Genomic DNA, 12,793 nt, shown 5'->3' with positions numbered 1-12,793 from the left:
CTCCGCGAACGCCCGCGTCTGGTGGTACTCCTCGGCCGCCTCCTTCGCGGTCTCCGCGTTCAGCACGTTGGTGCTCGCGACCTCGACCAGCGGCAGCGCGGGCGCGGCTCGTACGAGCGGCAACGCGGGCGCCTCGCGGACGACCGGGAGCGCCGGCGCTTCGCGCGCAGGCGGCGCCGGTGCTTCGCGAACGGGCGGCGGCGCAGGAGCATCTCGTGCGAGCGCAGGGCGGGCAGGCTCCGCCGCGCCCCGCGCGGGCGTGCCGCGCACCGGAGCAACAGCGCCGCGGACCAGCGCATCGCCGTCGCGAGCCCCAGCACCGTCGCCGCGGACAGGCCGCACGCCGCGTGTCCCCGTGAAGCGCATCCCACCGGCCGCCGTACCAGGTGAGACGCCAGCAGCGAGAGTCGCCGGACGCGGCCGCGGACGCACCGCCGCGGGCGTCAAGGACGTCGCCGCAGCGGCCGGGGTCTCGCTCGGAACCGTGTCGAACGTGCTCAACCGGCCGGAGATGGTCAGCCCGGCCACCCGCGCCAAGGTCGAGTCCGCGATGGAGTCGCTCGGCTTCGTCCGCAACGAGTCGGCCCGGCAGCTCCGGGCGGGCAGCAGCCGGATCCTCGCGTACCTGATGCTCGACGCCGGCAACCCGTTCTTCACCGATGTCGCCAAGGGCGTGGAGGAGGCGGCGCGCGAGGCAGGCCTGTCGGTCTTCCTCTGCAACAGCAACGAGGACGCCGCCCGCGAGGCGGACTACCTCGACCTGCTCGAGCAGCAACGCGTCCAGGGCGTGCTGATCACGCCGATCGACCCGCACACGCCACGCATCACCACACTGCCGGTCCGCGGTACGCCGGTCGTCGTGGTCGACCGCTCGCTCGACGAGGGCATGCACTGCTCGGTCGCCGTGGACGACGTGCTCGGCGGCGAGGTCGCGCTGGACCACCTGATCGAGCTCGGGCACAAGCGGATCGCGTTCGTCGGCGGGCCGAACACGATCGGTCAGGTGACCGACCGGCTCTACGGCGCCCGGAACGCGCTGGCCGACGCGGGTCTGCCTCCCGAGAACTTAGTGGAGCTCACTACTGCCGCGCTGACCGTCGCAGAAGGCCGCGGAGCTGGGCAGCGGCTCGCCGGGCTGCCCGCTGATCGCCGGCCGACGGCGGCGTTCTGCGCCAACGACCTGCTGGCGCTGGGCCTGCTGCAGCAGTGCGTCAGCCTCGGGCTGCGCGTGCCGGAGGACCTGGCGATCGTCGGGTACGACGACATCGAGTTCGCCGCTGCTGCCGCCGTACCGCTGACTTCGGTGCGGCAGCCGCGGCAGCTGCTGGGGAAGACTGCCGCCGAGCTGCTGCTCGACGAGTCGTCCAACCCCGACCACGAGCACCAGCGGGTCACGTTCACGCCGGAGCTCGTCGTACGGACGTCGACCAGAGGCAAGGCCGCCGGTCAGTTGTGAACTGCTCCGGGCCCGCCCCTGCGGGGCCCGGAGCAGGGTCAGGTGACGTCGCCGGGCAGTCCGCCGTTGGCGACGAGGGCGCGCACGTCGTCGGTAGAGCGGAGTGCGGCGACCAGGCCCGGATCTGCGGTCGCGAAGACGCCGGGGATGTCCGCCTCGCCCTGGGCCGGGTCGGGCCGGTAGGCGAGGCGCTCGCCGGTCAGGGAGAACTCGGTGGTGACGCCGGGCTTGTCGCCGCGTGGGTCCTGCCGGTACCAGGTGCCGTCGAGCTGCACGGCGGTCATGCCGTGCAGGAAGAAGCCGCCCTTGCCGTCCGCCAGGCGCTGGTAGCAGATGCCCGACGGAACACCCTCGGCGCGGAGCAGCGCGGTCAGGAGGTGCGCCTTGCCGTGGCAGAGGCCGGCGCCGTGGGCGAGCACCTCCGACGCGGCGACGGTCGGGCGGGGGTCGCCGACGTCCATCGAGTGCTTCACCTCGTCGCGGGTGAACTCGAACGCGGCGCATGCGAAGTCCGTCGTACCGGGGTGGTCGCGGCGCAGCCGGGCGGCGGTCTCGACGATCGCCGGGTGGGTCGCGTCGATCACGTCGTCGGCGGCGAGGAAATCGTTCACAGCTTGGATTCTGACACGTGACGTCCATTATGCGAAACCATTTGTCTCATGTAGCGGATAATGGAGTTGACCTGGAGCGCACTCCAGCACCGATCGTCGAGCCATGACCGATCTGAGGATGGCGCTGGGCGCGATGTTGTTCGGGACCACGATCGACGAGGAGACGTCGTTCGCCCTGCTGGACCAGTACGTCGACGCAGGTGGGCAGTGGATCGACACCGCCAACTGCTACGCGTTCTGGGCCGACCCGAGCGGGCACGGCGGGCAGAGCGAGGAGCTGCTCGGGCGCTGGTTCGCGCAGCGGCCCGGCGTACGGGACAAGGTGAAGGTGGCGACCAAGGTCGGCTGTGAGCCGCTCTGGCCCGGCAGCTACCCGGAGCACTCGGAGGGGCTGTCCGCGAAGGCGATCGACGAGGCGCTGGAGACGTCGCTGCGGCGGATGGGCATCGACCACGTCGACCTCTACCTGGCGCACCGCGACGATCTGCAGACCCCGCTGGAGGAGACCGTCGCCGCCTTCGGCAAGCACGCGGCCGCCGGGACCATCGGGCGGATCGGGCTGTCCAACTACGCGCTCTGGCGAGTCGAGCGGGCCCGGGGCATCGCTGAGCGGATGGGAGTGACCGGACCGACCGCGCTGCAGATGCGCTACTCGTACCTGCAACCCAGACCCTTCGTCCGCGACAACGCCCACGACCACCGCTTCGGCTGGATCACCGACGAGATGCTCGACTACGCCGGCCACAACCCGGAGCAGGAGCTGTTCGCGTACAGCCCGCTCATGTCCGGCAGCTACGAGCGCACCGACCGGCCGTTCCAGGATGCCTTCGACCACCCCGGCACCGCCCGCCGCCTGGCAGCCCTCACCCAGGCAGCCGAGGAGCTGGGCGTCACCCGCAGCGAGGTGGTCCTCGCCTGGCTCACCGGCGGCTCCCCCGCTGTCACACCTGTCGTGGGCGTCAGCACGCCGGACCAGCTCACCCAGGCGCTGTCCGGCGCGCGCCTGACGCTGCCGGCCGACGTACGGACCCAGCTGGACGAGGCCTGGTGAGCAGAAGGATCGCTTCAGGGGCTCCTCCAGGGGCTGGGTTTCGTGCCACGCTTTAGAGGTGGACAGGGATGGGTTCTGGGGGCTGGTGGACGCGGCCCGGGAGCAGGTTGACGACACGGTCGTGGATCCGGACGGGGTCGCGGATGCGCTGATCAAAGAGTTGAGCGGGTTGGCGGCCGAGGAGATCGTCGGGTTCGGGGTGGAGCTCGAGCTGCTGCTCGGGCGGGCCTACCGGTGGGACCTGTGGGGGGCCGCGTCGCTGCTGAACGGTGGGGCGGGGGACGACTCGTTCGACCACTTCCGGGGGTGGCTGGTCGCGCAGGGGCGGGAGGTGTGGGAGGCCGCGCTGGCTGATCCGGACTCGCTCGCCGACGTGGTGGACGAGGATCTGGAGGACACCAGCGAGCTGTTCGACGGGGAGGCGGTGCTGGCGGTCGGGGCTGAGGCGTACGGCGCGGTGGCGGGGTCGGACAAGGCGTTCTGGGCTGCGGTCGACGCCGGTACGCCGGATGCGCCGGACGTGCCGGCTGGTGAGGAGTTCGATCTGGACGACAAGGGGGAGCTGGAGTCGCGGTTCCCGCGGCTGGCGGCGCTGTACCTGGAGGACTAGGCCGGCTCGCCGCCGATGCGTTCGATGAAGTTGCGCAGCGAGCGGCGCCAGCCGGCCTGGCCTGCGTCGGGGTCTGCTGCGGCCAGGCTGACCAGGTGCTGGGTCATCTCGAAGCCGGCGACCGCCTCCTGCAGCGCGGTGAGGGTCTCCTCCGGCACGCCCTCATCCGTACGCCGGTCCGCCAGCACCTCGTCGCCTCGGTCCCCAACCACCGGGTGCGTCGTCCAAGTGCCCAGCCCGGCAGGCACCAGCAGCTCCGGCACCAGCGACTCGTGGGACAGCGACGCGAGCTCGCTGTTGCCGTTGTCGATGCTGAAGATCGTCGTACCGCGGCGGCGGACGTCCTCCACGCGCTCCAGCAGGGTGTCGGCCGGGTTGTCCTCGGCGACGATCAGCAACGACTCCCCCTTGCCGGAGTCGCGCAGGCGGTCCAGGCCGATCGCCAGGTGTGGCGGAGCGTCCGGCGGCGGAGCCCAGCGGACCAGTGCCGGCCGGACGTCCTCGATGCCGGCCCGGTGGAACTCGTCGTCGAGGTGGGCGGTCAGGTGCCAGGGCTCGTCCTGCGGTGGGCCGAAGAGCATCAGCCCGCCCTTGCGCGTCGTGTAGCGCCGTAGCGAGTGGGCGAAGGAGGTGGTCCGGGTGCCCAGCTCGGTGCCGGTCAGCATCTCGCGCAGCAGCGACGCCTTGGTGAGGTCCACAAGCCCAACCTGACACAGGTCACCGGCTACCGCGACCCCGCCGTACGGCGTGAGGTGGGTCACTCCGGCGTGACGAATCCGCCGGCCACGTCGACTAACCGGTAAGCGGCACTTCGGACGGGGGGTGCCGCCCACGGTTCGCCGGTGACCGCAGGGGGTGCCGGCGAACCGTCACCCGACGAAAGGACAGGCACGATGAGCTTGGCGGACAAGGCGAAGAACGCGGCGGAAGACCTGGCCGGCAAGGCCAAGGAGGCCGTCGGCAAGGTGACCGGCGACGAGAAGCTCGAGGCCGAGGGTCAGGCCGACCAGAGTGTGAGCGACCTGAAGCAGGCCGGCGAGAAGGTCAAGGACGCCTTCAAGAAGTAGCGAGCCGTTCAGCGCGGGACTGCAGGTAGTTCCGCTCCGGGACCGAGGTCGTCCGGCGAGCTGCCAGCAGGTAGCTCGCCCGGGCACCCTCCAGCTCTCCCGACATCTCCAGCAGGTGCGCCCGGACCGCCTCCAAGCGGTGGTGGTCCTTCATGCGGCCGTCCGACTCCAGCGGCTCGAGCAGCGCCAGCCCCTCCTTCGGCCCGACCGCCATGGCCACCGCCACAGCGTGGTTGAGCCGCACCATCGGGTTGTCGGAGATCTGCTCCAGCACCTGGTACAGCGCGACGATCTGCCGCCAGTCGGTGTCCTCAGCACGCTCAGCAGTCCCGTGTACGGCGGCGATCGCCGCCTGCACCTGGTACGGCCCCAGCTGCGTCCGGGCCAGCGCGTCGGAGACCAGCTGCTCGCCCTCGACGATGGCCGGCTTGCTCCACTTCGACCGATCCTGCTCCTCCAGCGGGACCAGCGAACCGTCAGCCGCCGTACGGGCAGGCCGGCGGGCGTCGGTGAGCAGCATGAGCGCCAGCAGCCCAGCGACCTCGCCGTCGTCCGGCAGCAACCGGCGTACGCCGCGCACCAGCCGGATCGCCTCGGTGGTCAGCTCGGCGCTGTGCAGGTCGTCGCCGGACGAGGCGGTGTAGCCCTCGTTGAAGATCAGGTAGAGCACGTGCAGCACGGCGCCCATCCGCGCGTCCCGCTCGGCCTCCGGTGGCATCTCGAACGACGAGCCGGCCTGCTTGATGCTCCGCTTGGCGCGGCTGATCCGCTGCGCCATTGTTGCCTCAGGCACCAAGAATCCGGCCGCGATCTGCGCCGTGGTGAGACCGCCGACCGCGCGCAGCGTGAGCGCGATCTGCGAGGCGGGCGAGAGCGACGGATGGCAGCACAGGAAGAGCAGCGTGAGCGTGTCGTCGCGCCCGCCCGGGTCGTCGATCTCCGGGCTCGGGGCAACGAACTCCTCCGGCGCGGCCATCGACGCGACGTTCTCCTCGCGGCGGCGGCGCGCCGACTCGCTGCGCAGCAGGTCGGTCAGCCGGCGCGACCCGACACGGATCAGCCAGCCACGCGGGTTGTCCGGCACACCCTCGCCGGGCCACTGCTGGGAGGCAGCGAGCAGCGCCTCCTGCACAGCCTCCTCAGCCAGGTCGAAGTGCCCGTAGTGCCGCACCAGTGCACTCAGGACCTGTGGCGCCTGCTCCCGCAGCAGCAGCTCGAAGTCGCTGTTCACATCTCCAGCCCTGACGCGTCCATCACCGGCCGGACCTCCACCGCCACGTACTTCGCGTCCGGCATCCGCGCGGCGTAGTCGATCGCCTGGTCGATGTCCTCGCACTCCACCAGGTAGAAGCCGGCCAGATGCTCCTTCGCCTCGGCGTACGGGCCGTCGGTGAGGTTGCGGGTGTTGTCGGCACCCACCGACACCGTCCGGGTGGTGATGGGGTCGGCCAGCCCGGCAGCGCTGACCAGCAGGCCCTGCTCGGTCAGCTCCTCCGTCAGCTGCGCGTGCGACCGCGACAGGTCCTCCCGCTGCTCGGCGGACAGGCCCGCCCAGCTCTCCGGGTTGGAGTAGATCAGCAGCATGTACTTCACGGTCACCATCCTGACGGTCGACGAGGTCCCTGTAACCCCTCTCGCCCGGTACGTCGAAACGAACCGCCTGGATTCGACAGCCGAGCAGATGTCGAGCCGAGGCCGCCCAGCCCCGACGTCCCCGGTGCAAGCCCCACCCCGTCGTACTGGAGGACCCCATGCCGGACCCGAAACGCTGGCTCGCGCTGGCCCTGCTCTGCCTGACCGGCTTCATGATCATCCTGGACGCCTCGATCGTGCTGGTCGCCGTCCCGTCGATCGAGCGGGAGCTGACGTTCTCGTCCGGTGGCGTCCAGTGGGTCCCCAGCGGTTACGCGCTGATGTTCGGAGGCCTGCTGCTGCTCGGCGGGCGCGTGTCCGACCTGCTGGGCCGCCGGCGAGTGCTGATCGTCGGGCTGGCCGTCTTCGCCGGCTCCTCCCTGCTCTGCGGCTTCGCCTGGACAGGTGACGCGCTGGTCCTGGCCCGCGGGCTTCAGGGCGTCGCTGCCGCCGTACTGGCTCCCAGTGCGCTGTCCATCGTGATGACCACGTTCCCGGACGGTCCGGAGCGCAACAAGGCGCTCGGCATCTGGGGAGCGACCAGCGGCGTCGGCGGTACGGCCGGCTCGCTCATCGGTGGCCCGGTGACGGACGGGCTCGGCTGGCAGTGGATCTTCTTCATCAACGTGCCGGTCTGCCTGCTGGTGATCGCACTGGCGCCAGTACTGCTGCAGGACAGCCGTGGCCCCGGCAAGCGCGGCTTCGACGTCACCGGAGCGATCACCGTGACCGCTGCCCTCATCGTCCTCGTGTACGCCGTGATCGAGGCGCCCGAGTCCTCCGCCACCCGCACCACCCTGCTGGCACTCGTCTCGACCGCCCTGTTCGCGCTGTTCGTGCTGGTGGAGAAGCGGTCGGCCGCACCGCTCGTACCGCTGCGGCTGTTCCGCTCGCGCGCACTGGTCGGTGGCAACCTGATCACCATCGCCTTCGGGCTCGGCGCGTTCGGGCTGAACTACATGTACACCCAGTACGCCCAGCTCGCACTGGGCATCTCCGCCATCCGGTACGGGCTCATGTCCTCGGTACTGGCCGCTGCGGCGGTCTGCGGCTCGATGGTCGGGCAGAACCTGGTCACCAAGGTGGGAGCTCGCCCGGTCGCCACTGTGTCGCTGCTGCTGACCGGCGTCGGCGCTACGGCAATGAGCAGGCTCACTGTGGAGTCCGGCTACTTCGAGCTGGCCTTCTGGGGGCTCACCATCTTCGGCGCGGGCCTGGGCGCCGGTACGGTCGCCGGCTCGATCTCCGCACTCAGCACGGTGTCCGGCGAGGACGCAGGAGTCGCGTCAGGCCTGCAGAACGCCAGCTTCCAGATCGGGGGCGCGGTTGGCATCGCCGTACTGTCTGCTGTCGCTACGGCGCACAGTAGCGGTTCCGCACCGGCTGCACTCACCGCTGGCTACCAGGTGGCCTTCGCAGTCTGCTGGGCCTTCGTAGCGGTAGGACTGGTCGGCGCCGGCCTCCTGATCGCCCGCGCTACGGAGCCGAGAGCAGCGTCTCCCGCAGCTCAACCCGGTCACCGATGATCGCGGCGACCTGGCCTGCGATCTCCTGCGCCCGCTCGTCGGTCGCGTCGATCATGAAGAAGCCGGCGATCTGCTCCTTCGCCTCGCCGTACGGGCCGTCGGTGACGACCCGGACACCGTCGCGGATCTGCACGGTCTTGCCGGAGCTGGGGAAGTCCAGCCCTTCGGAGCTGACCAGCTCGCCGGACGCGGTCAGCGCCAGCTTCAGGTCGGTCAGGGACCGGATCTCCGCGACGTCGTCGGTCGAGCCGGTCCAGCTGCTGTCGGTGTCGCCGAAGATGAGCACGAGGTACTTCATCCTCGGGATGCTAACGAACCGACGGGACCCCGCAAGCCCGAAGGCCTGCGGGGTCCCGTCACTTCGGCTCCGCGACTCAGAACCAGTGTCGTCGTCCCCCGACAGCGCGACCGGTCGAGCCGAGAATGAACAGCACCGCTCCGACCACGAGCAGGATGATGCCGATGGTCCACAGGATCGAGACCTTCAGCAGGAATCCCAGCAGAAGCAGGATCAGTCCCAGGATGAGCATTGGTTCTCCTTAGTCTTCGCGCCGCCCAGGCGGGGGTGGCGGCTCGACTCAGGTGCCCCAACGGGCCACACGGCCAAACGTCCAACGATCGTTTGATCAGTTCCAGCCGAAGTGCGGGGTCCGCTTCTCGGTGAACGCGCGCACACCCTCGGTCAGCTCACCGCTCGAGATCGTCTCCTGGTACCGCTTGTACGCCGCCGGATCGGCGTCCTCGCCGGCCAGCAGCGAGTTCACCGTCTCCTTGGCCGAGCGGATCGTCAGCTGCGACCGCGCGACCAGCTTCGCCGCGAACGCGTCCACATCGACGTCCAGGTCGTCGGCGGCCACCACCCGGTCGACCAGGCCCTTCAGCTCGGCCTGGCCCGCGGAGAGCAGTTCGCCGCTGAACAGCAGGTACTTCGTGGTCGCCGGCCCGACCAGGTCGAGCAGCACCTTGACCGCGGCCGGCGGGTAGACCACGCCGATCCGGGCCGGGGTGACTCCGAACGTGCTGCCGTGCGCCGCGAACCGGAAGTCGCAGTTGACCGCGATCTCCAGCCCGCCGCCGATGCAGTGCCCGCGGATCACGGCGAGCGTCGGCTTCGGGAACTCTCGCAGCGCCCGCTGGGCGCGCAGGTTCGCGGCCCGGATCTCGGCCATCGGGTCGGCCGGATCGGCGCCCGAGACCAGCTCGGAGATGTCCGCGCCGGCCGAGAACGTCGGGCCGGCGCCGGAGACCACGAGCACCTTGACCGCCGGGTCCACGGCGAGCGGCTCGAGCAGACCGGGCAGCGCCTCCCACATCTGGAGGGTCAGAGCGTTGCGCTTGTCGACCCGGTCGATCACCAGCCGGGACACCTCACCGGTCACGATCCTGAAGCCCTGATCCATGTCCGCAGTCAAACAGACCGTACGGCGGACCGCCGCCGCCCAGATCACACTCCGGTAGTCGTGCGACACGTACGTAATACGTTAAAACTCGCCGGGAGTTGGGAGACCGAGTGGTTTCTGTGCTTGACTCCTCCGGTCGATAACGTTTTGGTCTCGGCAGATTGGGAATTCCAGTGGCTGAAGGACGGCATAGACAGGCGCGGCACCGTCAACCGCGCCCCAAGGTGATCCGCTCCGGCGTCGTGAAGGTCGCGATCCCGGGTGCGGCGGTGGCGCTGCTGGCCACCGGGTCGGCAGTCGCCTTTCCCGACCAGGTCCCGACGACGGACACCCCGCTCGCAAGCTCTCCCCTGCAGCTTGCGCGTGAGACCCAGACCAGCCGGGACGCGTACCGCCCCTCGCTCGACCTGAAGCCGAGCACCCCGCCGTCGGCCAAGCCCAAGACGCCGCCGCCGGCCAAGCACCTGAAGAAGCAGGCGCCGATCCCGACCACGTCGGTGAAGACCCGCGCCGCGGAGACCGTCAAGGCGCTGAAGATCACCGGCAGCAAGTACACGACCACGGACCTGAACGTCTGGACCGCGCCCGAGCAGAAGGGCACCCTGCTGACCGTCCTGTCCAAGGGCAGCAAGGTCTCGGTGACCGGCGAGGTCCAGGGCATCTGGGCCCAGATCGTCCGCGACGGCGTCTCCCGCTGGGTCAAGGCCGAGTACCTGGCCGCGACCAAGCCGGTCGAGGAGGTCGCCGGCGGCGTCTCGTCGAAGGCCTGCAAGTCCGGCTCCGGCGTCGAGGACGGCCTGTCGGCCGACGCGATCCGGGTGCACCGCGCGGTCTGCGCGCTGTTCCCGTCGGTCTCGTCGTACGGCGGTGTCCGCTCCGGCGACGGCGGCGAGCACGGCACCGGCCGGGCGCTCGACATCATGGTGTCGGGCTCGACCGGCGACGAGATCGCGGCGTACGTGAAGTCGCACTACAAGGAGCTCGGGGTCTCCGAGGTCATCTGGGAGCAGCGGATCTGGACCGTGCAGCGCAGCAGCGAAGGCTGGCGCGGCATGGAGGACCGCGGCGGCGCGACCGCCAACCACTACGACCACGTCCACGTCACCGTCTACGGCAACGAGGGCACCATCTAGTACTCGGGGCATCTGCCGCCCTGCCGAAAGGGCCCGGACTCCTTCGTCCGGGCCCTTTCGACGTGCTCAGGGCTTCAGGTTGTGGTTCAGGTGGAACAGGTTCTCCGGGTCGTAGCGGCGCTTGATCGCGCGCAGCCGGGTCAGGTCGGTCTCCGTGTACGCCGTCGCGGCGCGCGCCGGGTCGGCGAGGAAGTTCACGAACGTGCGCCCGGTCGGCCGCAGCACGCCGGCCAGCTCGGGGACCTCCTGGTCGATGATCAGCGAGTACGGCGCCGTCCGGTGCGCGACCGGTCCCGCGCCGGGGCCGGGGTTGGCCATCGCGCCGGCCCAGTGGCGGATCTCGACGGTCGGGCCGTCGAGCGCGACCAGCGCGTCGAGCAGGTCGTCGGGGAGCTCGTCGACCAGGTCGAGGTAGCGGGCCGGGGTGCCGCCCATCGCGGTGTCGGCGAAGGCGGTGGTGCGCAGCTCGCCGTCGAGGAGCGGGCCGGCCACGGCGTACAGGGGCTTGAGCAGGTGCTCGGCGAGGGCCGCGTCTCCGGCGTACAGGATCTTGAGGCCGAGCATGCGGCGGTCGTTCTTCGTCGCGAGGACGATCGCGGTGCTCAGCTCGTTCGGGATCGTGGTGGTCCAGTCGCGGTACGCCTTCAGGGTCGCGGCGTCGGCGGCGAACCAGAGGATGCCGGCGTGCACCTCGCGGACCGGGTAGAGGCGGAACTCGAGCGACGTGACGATGCCGAAGTTGCCGGTGCCGCCGCGAATCGCCCAGAACAGGTCCGGGTGCTCGTCCGCGGTCGCGGTGACGACGCGGCCGTCGGCGGTGACCACCTCGGCGCGGATCACGCTGTCGGCGGCGTACCCGAACTTGCGGGCCAGCCAGCCGACACCGCCGCCGAGCGTGTAGCCGGTGACGCCGACGTCGCGGGACGAACCGGCGAGCCCGACCAGGCCGAACTCCTTGGCCGCGTCGAGGACCGCGCCCCAGCGGACGCCCGGACCGACCTTCGCGACGCGGCGCTCGGGGTCGATCAGCAGCGACGTCATCGCGGTGGTCTTGAGCAGGATCCCGCCGTCGGCCGGCACGCGGGTGCCGTGGCCGGTGGCCTGGACGGCGATCGGTACGCCGTACTGCCGCGCCGTCCGGACCGCCGCCTGGACGTCGCTGCGGGCCGACGCCTCGGCGACCACGAGGGGACGCGAGTCGAACGTCGGCACGATCGCGCGCCGCTGCTCGTCGTACTGCGTGTCACCCGGCTGGTGGATCGCTCCGCTGAACCCGTTTCCCAGCAGACCCGCCACCACATCCGCGCCGACCGTCTGAAGCACCTGCACGCTCATCCCGCTCTCCGTTCTCCCTGGTTTCACAGGTAAGTCGAGCGGCGGAGCGCGGAATCGACACGAGCGGCAGAATTATTTCTGCAGCGCCCGGAGCCGGTCGGTGTCGGCCAGGATGTTGATCTCGACGATCCGGCCGGCGCGGACCTCGACGGCCATCACGCCGAACAGCTCGCCGTTCAGCACCGTGATCACGCCCGGTACGCCGTTCACCGTCGCGACCTCGGTGTGCGGCGCCATCCGCGCGAACAGCAGCGCCTGCTCGACGACCGCCTTCGCGCCCTGGACGAAGCGGGAGCTCGCGAGCGCGTCCGCGGGCACCCGGCCCGCGTCGGCCCGCAGGACGACATTCGGATCGAGCACAGCGAGCAGCGCCTCGAAGTCACCGGTCCGGGACGCGACGAGGAACGCGTCGATCGCCTCCCGCTGCTGCTTGACGTCCCCGTCGCCGGTGGGTGCACCCTGGACGCGGCGGCGCGCACGGCTCGCCAGCTGCCGGGTGGCCGCTGACGTCTTGTCGAGGATCAGCGCGATCTCGTCGAAACTCACCGCGAACAGGTCGTGCAGCACGAACGCGACCCGCTCCTGGGGAGACAGCGCCTCCAGCACGACCAGCATGGCCAGCCCGACCGCGTCGGCCTGCAGCACCTCCTCCTCCGGGTCCAGCCGGCTCACCACCGGGTCCGGCACGTAGGTGTCGAACGGGTCCTCCCGGCGGGACTTGCGGGAGCGCAGCAGGTCCAGACAGACCCGGGAGACGACAGTGGTGAGCCAGCCGGTCAGGTTGGCCACCTCGCTCACGTCCGACCGGCTCAACCGCAGCCACGCCTCCTGTACGGCGTCCTCGGCCTCACTGATCGAGCCGAGCATCCGATAGGCCACCGCCCGCAGGTGGCCACGGTCCTGCTCGAACTGGCGCGCTAGGTCGTCCTGGAGATCCACCCGGCCATTCTCGCGCCGGAGCGTGCCACTGAG

At 70.6% G+C, this 12,793-nt stretch carries 15 protein-coding genes; 6 read left to right on the top strand and 9 right to left on the bottom strand.

Going from position 1 to position 12,793, the window contains the following annotated elements:
• The first annotated feature begins 355 nt into the window (after positions 1–355).
• On the top strand, positions 356–1,456 hold the full coding sequence (locus tag AB0M01_RS39060) for a LacI family DNA-binding transcriptional regulator (RefSeq protein ID WP_363677845.1): 1,101 nt from the start codon (positions 356–358) through the stop codon (positions 1,454–1,456).
• Between the two features lie 38 nt (positions 1,457–1,494).
• On the opposite strand, the gene AB0M01_RS39055 is transcribed toward AB0M01_RS39060, so the two are convergent.
• The gene (locus AB0M01_RS39055) at positions 1,495–2,067 is read right to left on the bottom strand and encodes a transglutaminase family protein (RefSeq protein WP_363677844.1); all 573 of its coding nucleotides are present in this window, start codon (positions 2,065–2,067) and stop codon (positions 1,495–1,497) included.
• 103 nt (positions 2,068–2,170) lie between these two features.
• On the opposite strand from AB0M01_RS39055, the gene AB0M01_RS39050 reads away from it, so the two are divergent.
• A complete protein-coding gene (locus tag AB0M01_RS39050) occupies positions 2,171–3,118 on the top strand; it encodes an aldo/keto reductase (protein ID WP_363677843.1) in 948 nt (315 codons plus the stop codon).
• 58 nt (positions 3,119–3,176) lie between these two features.
• Positions 3,177–3,728, top strand: a complete 552-nt coding sequence (locus AB0M01_RS39045; protein ID WP_363677842.1) for a DUF4240 domain-containing protein — start codon at positions 3,177–3,179, stop codon at positions 3,726–3,728.
• On the opposite strand, the gene AB0M01_RS39040 is transcribed toward AB0M01_RS39045, so the two are convergent.
• Positions 3,725–4,426, bottom strand: coding sequence for a hypothetical protein (locus AB0M01_RS39040; protein WP_363677841.1), 702 nt, complete (start codon positions 4,424–4,426; stop codon positions 3,725–3,727). The genes AB0M01_RS39045 and AB0M01_RS39040 overlap by 4 nt on opposite strands.
• Positions 4,427–4,621: 195 nt before the next feature.
• On the opposite strand from AB0M01_RS39040, the gene AB0M01_RS39035 reads away from it, so the two are divergent.
• Positions 4,622–4,795: a CsbD family protein gene (locus AB0M01_RS39035; protein WP_363677840.1), complete on the top strand. Its 174-nt coding sequence runs from the start codon at positions 4,622–4,624 to the stop codon at positions 4,793–4,795.
• On the opposite strand, the gene AB0M01_RS39030 is transcribed toward AB0M01_RS39035, so the two are convergent.
• Positions 4,785–6,026: a DUF6596 domain-containing protein gene (locus tag AB0M01_RS39030; RefSeq protein ID WP_363677838.1), complete on the bottom strand. Its 1,242-nt coding sequence runs from the start codon at positions 6,024–6,026 to the stop codon at positions 4,785–4,787. The two genes, AB0M01_RS39035 and AB0M01_RS39030, sit on opposite strands and share 11 nt — an antisense overlap.
• Positions 6,023–6,379 carry a YciI family protein gene (locus AB0M01_RS39025; protein WP_363677846.1) on the bottom strand — a complete coding sequence of 119 codons (357 nt, stop codon included), beginning with the start codon at positions 6,377–6,379 and terminating at the stop codon, positions 6,023–6,025. Before AB0M01_RS39025 ends, AB0M01_RS39030 begins: the two co-directional genes overlap by 4 nt.
• Before the next feature lie 167 nt (positions 6,380–6,546).
• On the opposite strand from AB0M01_RS39025, the gene AB0M01_RS39020 reads away from it, so the two are divergent.
• Entirely contained in the window at positions 6,547–7,953 is a 1,407-nt protein-coding gene (locus AB0M01_RS39020; protein WP_363677836.1) for an MFS transporter, read from the top strand.
• Here AB0M01_RS39020 and AB0M01_RS39015 read toward each other — a convergent pair.
• The 3 genes from AB0M01_RS39015 to AB0M01_RS39005 form a co-directional block, all read right to left on the bottom strand.
• A complete protein-coding gene (locus tag AB0M01_RS39015) occupies positions 7,904–8,251 on the bottom strand; it encodes a YciI family protein (protein ID WP_363677835.1) in 348 nt (115 codons plus the stop codon). The two genes, AB0M01_RS39020 and AB0M01_RS39015, sit on opposite strands and share 50 nt — an antisense overlap.
• 76 nt (positions 8,252–8,327) lie before the next feature.
• On the bottom strand, positions 8,328–8,483 hold the full coding sequence (locus AB0M01_RS39010) for a DUF6131 family protein (protein ID WP_344177219.1): 156 nt from the start codon (positions 8,481–8,483) through the stop codon (positions 8,328–8,330).
• A gap of 96 nt (positions 8,484–8,579) precedes the next feature.
• A complete protein-coding gene (locus AB0M01_RS39005) occupies positions 8,580–9,353 on the bottom strand; it encodes an enoyl-CoA hydratase-related protein (protein ID WP_363677833.1) in 774 nt (257 codons plus the stop codon).
• A 242-nt stretch (positions 9,354–9,595) separates the two neighbouring features.
• Between AB0M01_RS39005 and AB0M01_RS39000 the strand changes: the two genes are divergently transcribed.
• Positions 9,596–10,486, top strand: coding sequence for an SH3 domain-containing protein (locus AB0M01_RS39000; protein ID WP_363677832.1), 891 nt, complete (start codon positions 9,596–9,598; stop codon positions 10,484–10,486).
• 66 nt (positions 10,487–10,552) lie between these two features.
• Here AB0M01_RS39000 and AB0M01_RS38995 read toward each other — a convergent pair whose 3' ends face one another.
• Positions 10,553–11,821: an FAD-binding oxidoreductase gene (locus AB0M01_RS38995; RefSeq protein ID WP_363677830.1), complete on the bottom strand. Its 1,269-nt coding sequence runs from the start codon at positions 11,819–11,821 to the stop codon at positions 10,553–10,555.
• Between the two features lie 72 nt (positions 11,822–11,893).
• On the bottom strand, positions 11,894–12,760 hold the full coding sequence (sigJ, locus tag AB0M01_RS38990) for an RNA polymerase sigma factor SigJ (protein ID WP_363677828.1): 867 nt from the start codon (positions 12,758–12,760) through the stop codon (positions 11,894–11,896).
• Positions 12,761–12,793: the final 33 nt, after the last annotated feature.

Source organism: Kribbella sp. NPDC051770 (genome assembly GCF_040681455.1).
Taxonomy (GTDB): Bacteria; Actinomycetota; Actinomycetes; order Propionibacteriales; family Kribbellaceae; genus Kribbella.
The sequence above is the reverse complement of the archived record's forward strand: the minus strand, read 5'-3'. Positions and strand labels throughout refer to the sequence as shown.

What these genes read in the sequence shown, in the direction of transcription:
- AB0M01_RS39015 (WP_363677835.1), bottom strand. Translation starts at nt 8,251, where the DNA reads ATGAAGTACCTCGTGCTCATCTTCGGCGACACCGACAGCAGCTGGACC.
- AB0M01_RS39010 (WP_344177219.1), bottom strand. Translation starts at nt 8,483, where the DNA reads ATGCTCATCCTGGGACTGATCCTGCTTCTGCTGGGATTCCTGCTGAAG.
- AB0M01_RS39025 (WP_363677846.1), bottom strand. Translation starts at nt 6,379, where the DNA reads ATGCTGCTGATCTACTCCAACCCGGAGAGCTGGGCGGGCCTGTCCGCC.
- AB0M01_RS39035 (WP_363677840.1), top strand. Translation starts at nt 4,622, where the DNA reads ATGAGCTTGGCGGACAAGGCGAAGAACGCGGCGGAAGACCTGGCCGGC.
- AB0M01_RS38995 (WP_363677830.1), bottom strand. Translation starts at nt 11,821, where the DNA reads ATGAGCGTGCAGGTGCTTCAGACGGTCGGCGCGGATGTGGTGGCGGGT.
- AB0M01_RS39020 (WP_363677836.1), top strand. Translation starts at nt 6,547, where the DNA reads ATGCCGGACCCGAAACGCTGGCTCGCGCTGGCCCTGCTCTGCCTGACC.
- AB0M01_RS39005 (WP_363677833.1), bottom strand. Translation starts at nt 9,353, where the DNA reads ATGGATCAGGGCTTCAGGATCGTGACCGGTGAGGTGTCCCGGCTGGTG.
- AB0M01_RS39050 (WP_363677843.1), top strand. Translation starts at nt 2,171, where the DNA reads ATGACCGATCTGAGGATGGCGCTGGGCGCGATGTTGTTCGGGACCACG.